Origin of the sequence: Methylobacterium sp. UNC300MFChir4.1 (assembly GCF_900110155.1) — a bacterium.
In the GTDB taxonomy this organism is placed as follows: Bacteria; Pseudomonadota; Alphaproteobacteria; order Rhizobiales; family Beijerinckiaceae; genus Methylobacterium.
In genome coordinates, this window is sequence record NZ_FOCS01000064.1 from 1 (window position 1) to 5,100 (window position 5,100).

At 59.8% G+C, this 5,100-nt stretch carries 4 protein-coding genes and 1 pseudogene; 3 read left to right on the plus strand and 2 right to left on the minus strand.

Translation table 11 applies throughout. The annotated features are described in order from the left end of the window. A protein-coding gene (locus BMY19_RS30195; RefSeq protein ID WP_100253886.1) for an IS3 family transposase occupies positions 1 to 1,167 on the plus strand; the annotation gives its coding sequence in 2 pieces (ribosomal slippage) (positions 1 to 278 and positions 278 to 1,167; 1,168 coding nt annotated over the 2 pieces). This gene is flagged as partial in the annotation. Between the two features lie 31 nt (positions 1,168 to 1,198). After that, positions 1,199 to 1,474: pseudogene (locus BMY19_RS30200) on the plus strand (transposase); the annotation flags it as partial. Positions 1,475 to 1,728: 254 nt separating this feature from the next. Here BMY19_RS30200 and BMY19_RS30205 read toward each other — a convergent pair. Further along, complete coding sequence (locus BMY19_RS30205; protein ID WP_100253887.1) at positions 1,729 to 2,661, minus strand: class I SAM-dependent methyltransferase; 933 nt, start codon at positions 2,659 to 2,661, stop codon at positions 1,729 to 1,731. Positions 2,662 to 3,323: 662 nt separating this feature from the next. Between BMY19_RS30205 and BMY19_RS30210 the strand changes: the two genes are divergently transcribed. Then, positions 3,324 to 4,307, plus strand: coding sequence for an IS110 family RNA-guided transposase (locus BMY19_RS30210; protein ID WP_100253888.1), 984 nt, complete (start codon positions 3,324 to 3,326; stop codon positions 4,305 to 4,307). A 408-nt stretch (positions 4,308 to 4,715) separates the two neighbouring features. On the opposite strand, the gene BMY19_RS31115 is transcribed toward BMY19_RS30210, so the two are convergent. Beyond that, positions 4,716 to 4,898, minus strand: coding sequence for a hypothetical protein (locus BMY19_RS31115; protein WP_170863089.1), 183 nt, complete (start codon positions 4,896 to 4,898; stop codon positions 4,716 to 4,718). Positions 4,899 to 5,100: the final 202 nt, after the last annotated feature.

The following is a 5,100-nucleotide window of genomic DNA, read 5'->3' on the forward strand; positions in this document are numbered from 1 at the left end:
AGAGTTCACGCCCGAGTTCAAACGCGAAGCGGTCGCCCTGCTGGAGAGCAGCGGCCGGCCGCAGATGCAGGTCGCGGCCGAGCTTGGGATCCAGCCCTCGATGCTGAGGCAGTGGCGCGCCACGCTGAACGGGGCCTCACCCATGCCGCGGTCTGCTGGATCGACGGGCGCCTCGCCACCAAGCCCAGTTGCGTCCCCGTCCGATCAGGCCGCCGAGATCGCCCGACTGCGGCGGGAGCTCGACCGTACGCGCATGGAGCGCGACGTGCTGAAAAAAGCCATCGGCATCTTCGCGGAGATGCCCAAGTGACCTTCGCCTTCATCGAGCAGCATGCGCGGACCTGGCCGGTGCGTCTCATGTGCCGCGTGCTCGGAGTTTCACCCAGCGGCTTCTACGGATGGCGGTCACGGCCTGAGAGCGCCAGCTCGGCCTCCAACCGCCAGCTCCTGGACGACGTCCGGCGCATCCATGCCGCTCATCACCGGCGCTACGGCTCCCCGCGCGTGCATGCCGCCCTGCGGGCCGAGGGCCGGTCTGTCAGCCGCGGACGGGTGGAGCGCCTCATGCGCCGGCACGGCATCCGTGCCCTGGCGGGGCGTCGGTTCCGGCCCTGTACGACCGACAGCCGTCACGATCTTCCGATCGCCCCAAACCTCCTGAAGCAGGACTTCTCGGCCGCGCGGCCCGGCACGGTCTGGCTGGCCGACATCACCTACCTGCCGACCGGCGAGGGCTGGCTGTACCTGGCCGCCGTCCTCGATCTGGCCACGCGCAAGATCGTCGGTTGGTCGATGCGCGATCACATGCGCGCCGAGCTGAGCGTAGCGGCATTGATGATGGCCGCCCAGCGGCAGCGGCCGGCCGCCGGGCTCATCTGCCACTCGGATCGCGGCAGCCAGTACGCAGCCGAGGCCTACCGGAGACAGCTCGCCGGTATGAGGGCGAAGCCGTCGATGAGCCGCACGGCTTGCTGCTACGATAATGCCCCAATGGAGAGCTTCTTCCACACGCTCAAGGTCGAGCTCGTCCATCAGCGACGATGGGCGACCCGAGATGAAGCGCGGCGCGATCTGTCCGCTTACATCGAGGGCTACTACAATCGGCGACGCATCCACTCGGCACTCGGCTATCTCACGCCCGAGCAAGCCGAGAGGACCACGAAATGATCTCCCTGTGTCCGCGACACCGAGGGAGGATCAAGTCGCCGCGTTGGTCGGCTTGGCCCCTTGGACGCGGCAATCCGGTCAGTGGCTTGGCAGGAGCTTTATCGCGGGCGGTCGCGCGCCCGTCCGCACGGCGCTGTTCATGGGCGCCCTCGTGGCCAGCCGTCACAACGCCGCGCTGAAAACCTTCCGTGACCGGCTCATCGCGGCCGGCAAGCCCAAGCTCGTTGCTCTGATAGCCACTGCTCGGAAGCTGATCACCATCCTCAACGCCATCCTGAGGGACGGAACGCCATGGCAAACCGCTTGACCGGCGAGACAGTCGCTCATTGGGCTCGTTTCAAATTGCCGGACAGGTTAGCTGTGGCCAGGTCATTCGGCCCGCCTAGCAATCTCGATATCGGTCCAATGGCTCGGACGTAAGCACCGCAGTACACGCGGATCGATTTTTGGAATTGGCCGAGCGTCGCGTATAGCGTGACGTTGGGCATGTTGTTGGGTAAATGCGCCCCAATGCAAGGGGCTAAAACATTAAATATCCTTGCGCATGGGCCGGAACCAATTTTATGTCTCTGGTTTTGCCGCAAGTAGAAAATTGCCGCATGCAAGTTCCTCGATTTTTTTGTCGTCAAGAACGCTTATAAATTGATTCCACTTTGGACTGTCGGGCTCCAGCTCGATGAGTTCACGAATTGTCATGCCTTCAAATGCGCGCCGGGTTCTACCTTCGGGCAATCCTGCGCACATGGTACGCAAGATCCAGCTGATCGTATATGAAATTGTATTATGATTCTGAGTTTCACAAATTTCAATAATGAACCCATTATCTGAAAATAAAGTTTTCAAACCTTCCCGAGTTGCGTTAAAGTAGTGGGATGGATAGCCGTGAACGGGCTGTAAAAAGGGCCAATCTATAAAAGCCTTTCCGCCTGGCTTTAGAATTCTATATATTTCTGAAACAACTCGCCATGGCTGACGAGTGTGCTCTAGTACAGTGAAGCAACCTATGCCATCGAAACTATCATTTCGGATCGGGTAAGGACAACACGGCGCAACTACAAGATCAGCTGATATTGAGTTGTATACTTCAAGATATAGGCAATTGTCAAAAGTTCTGTCTCGCAATCCGCAGCCAAGATCAAGATAATTTTTCTTCGGGTTTGAAATTATTTCCTCATCGAACCACGCGTGGCTGTTGTTTGTGCTCTCGCCCGCGTAATTATCGATATTATAGAGGTTGTCGCTGGTTACGATGGGAAAACTTGCTTCTGGATCATCCCCGTGGGGCTTCTGTAGTACGTGCCTAAATCGCTTGTATTTTAAGGCTCGGTCCCTGGTGTCAATGGCTAACTGCTTTCTCCGTTCTTTTCTTCCTGCTTTGTCAAAATGAAACCATGCCTGGACTCCCGAAATTTTTACATCCGGATTGGCGGCTAGATATCGGGCCTCATTGAAGTTTTCATCAGTTACGATTTCATGAGTCGGGTGGAATTTCATTGATTGTCTCGCGTGCCAATATTAAATAAAATATAGTCGGCATCGAACAGTTCTGGTGGAATTTTGTCGATTCTGACTATGCCAAAGCCTTTCGGCACCAAACTCTTCCCGTCTTTTCGCGATCGCTCCCTCCTTTTTGCAGGCTCCTAGGCTGCTGCCTTACGTGGACGGCCGTTTATGGCCAGCTCCCAGCAAAACTGGGCTCCATACCGCGGTTTCTCGCTTCACGCCGTCTTACTCGTTGTCAGAATTGCATTGATCACATCGTTTCGCTCGGCTTGATCCTTATCAGATTTGGGGTCAGGAATGGCACGAACTGAGTCTTGTAAGGCCGCAGCTTGCAGCGTGGTGGCGGTTATCACCCCTTCACCAACTATGCCAGCAGGATCGCGGTCCGTGTCAACGCCGCGTACAACGTGGTTCTTCCGCACTTCGTGTGGCGCGGAACGCCAAGTTTGGTCGCGGTGAGGCGATGGCGAAGCGGTGCGAAGCTGGCGCGACCGAACATCGTGCGCTTAAGTATCCGTTTTGCTCGAGCGAGTTTTTGTTGCCAAGTGCGGTCGTCCCTCAGGAGGGCATTGAACTGATGCGGTGGATGCCCCCCACCGACCGGCATCTCGTATGCCTGACGGTTGTATCAGAACCGATCATAGGGGGCATCGATGATGACGATCAGCATGTTGGCAGTCGATCTGTCGAAGGGCAGCTTTCAGGTCTGCGCCGTAGGTTCGGACGGGACGGTTCTCTACAACCGCGCGCTGTCGCGAGCTCGATTTGCCCTACTCCTCGCCGATCAACCGGCCTGCGTCGTGGCGATGGAAGCTTGTGCGACGTCGCATCACTGGGGTCGTGTGGCCCAGGCGAGCGGTCACGAGGTCCGGCTGGTGCCGGCGGTCTACGTGAAGCCGTTCGTCAAGCGTCAGAAGAACGATCGTGCAGACGCGGAGGCGATCGCCGAGGCGGCCGCGCGCCCGAGGATGCGCTTCGTGGCGGTTAAGAGCGCCGAGACGCAGGGCCGTGCGGTGGCGTTTCGGACGCATCAGTGTCTGGTCCGTCAGCGCACGCAGCTGATCAACGCGCTATGCGGCCATCTGGCCGAATTCGGTGTTGTCGCTCCGAAGGGGCCGGCAAACCTTAAGGTGCTGGATGAGGCTCTGGCCGTCGAGGTCGCCGATCTGCCCGTCGCGGTGCGAGCGATAGGGACTATCTATCTCGACCAGATCGCGGGGCTGACGCAGGTGATTGAGCGGCTGGCCGACGAACTGGAGACGACCTCGCGGACGGATGCCGATCTGCGACGCTTATGCACCATACCGGGGATCGGGCCGGTGACCGCAGGAGCCGTCGCCGCCTTCGCTCCAGATCTCGACACGTTCGACAGCGAACGCAACTTCGCCGCCTGCCTCGGTCTCGGGCCGCGGCAGCGATCCACGGGCGGCAAGGCCAAGCTCGGCTCCGTCAGCAAGATGGGGCAGACCGATATCCGACGGCTGCTTATCGTCGGGGCAATGAGCGTGATCCGCTGGGTGGTTCGCAAGGGAGGGAGCGCGAACCGCTGGCTCACGACCCTCGTCGCGCGCAAACCGAAGATGGCGCGGACGATCTGGGCCGTGACGACGAAGCAGGAAGATTACCGGATGGCGTGACCGGAGCCCCGAGCGGGCGAAGGTGCGTCGTGGCCGCGAGGCCGGGGCAAGCGATCGACGGGGAGTAGGCGACACGGACTTCAAAGTTCAAGGCAAGGACATTCAGACCCGGGGCTCGAGCGCATGCAGCTCTCTGAACCGATGTGAACCCAGCCTTCCGAACAGCATACCTGCCCGTGGCGTCATCGAAGGCCACATCGTGAGGCCTGACACACGTCCGATCGAAGACCCCGCCGAAACCTCAAAGATCATGCTTGCCAAACAGGGGGCATCCACACACAGGTCCCGTCCGGACCTACGGCGCAGACCTGAAAGCTGCCCTTCGACAGATCAACTGCCAACATGCTGATCGTCGTCGTCGATGACCCTTATGATCGGTTCCGATACAACCGTCAGGCATACACCGCATCAGTTCAGATTGCTGCGCTCCGAGGAGGTCCCGAACCGTTCTCGCCGCAGCCGGGCGACCTCCAGCTTTAGCCGTTCGACCGCGATCTCCGAGGCGAGCCGGGCCGCCAGCTCGGCCAGGATCATGGCATGCGCGGCGGCAAGATCGGTGGGAAGCGGCGGGAGGGCGGGCGCGTTCGGCACGCTTGAGAGAAGAGCATATTCTTCAAGCGCTGTAACGCGTTATCCTCAGCCCAGAGCGCTCGGACGCCAACTCTCCTGCGGCATCCGCCAGTCGATTCCCGAGAGCAGGTGTCAGGCGACACGGCAAACTGACCCCCTGACGCCATGAGGACCTGACCCCCTCGATGAGCGAGGAGGTCGAGATGATCAGGAACGAAGATCA